Raw genomic sequence first — 506 nt, 5'->3', positions numbered from 1 at the left:
ATGACGTTCTAATAAGCGACCACCGTTGCGGAACTGTTCGATCTTTTCAAGGTTAGGATGATTCGGTGGCGGTGGGTTCATTTCCATCAAGTGGTAGCGATTTGCCGCCGCCATTGTACGCCGGAAACATTCGTCCACTACTTCGGGATGGATCAAGTCATATTCCAAAAAGACAACTGATCCCAAGGTCATCCCTGTGATGGCACCGCGCGCATTGATCTTTCCGCCGCCCTTGTAATAGACTTTGACTTCGCGACCACTGTGCGGTTGCCGGATCAACAAATGGTCACCACGTTCATCGTGTTTGATCTCGCAACACCCTTTCAGGATATTGATCAACCCAAAGCCGTTGCCATCAATAAACATGCGGAAAACCTGTTCTTGGTTATAAGCCAAGACCAAGTGGTTTTCGTCTTCGCTGTTTAGATAAAACAAAGCCATCTTGAAAGCATCACTTAATGTCTTGCCGGATCGTGGTGTTCCTTCGTTGACTTCGCATTCAATAA

Annotated in this window: 1 protein-coding gene; it reads right to left on the bottom strand. The window is 47.2% G+C overall.

Annotated elements, in window-relative coordinates; all coding sequences use genetic code 11:
* Positions 1-506, bottom strand: a 506-nt coding sequence (locus N1032_RS28115; RefSeq protein WP_456319131.1) for a hypothetical protein, incomplete at both ends; no start/stop codon positions are given.

Source organism: Herbiconiux daphne (genome assembly GCF_024979295.1).
Taxonomy (GTDB): domain Bacteria; phylum Actinomycetota; class Actinomycetes; order Actinomycetales; family Microbacteriaceae; genus Herbiconiux; species Herbiconiux daphnes.
Note: the sequence above shows the minus strand (reverse complement) of the source record. Positions and strands in the feature narration are given on the sequence as shown.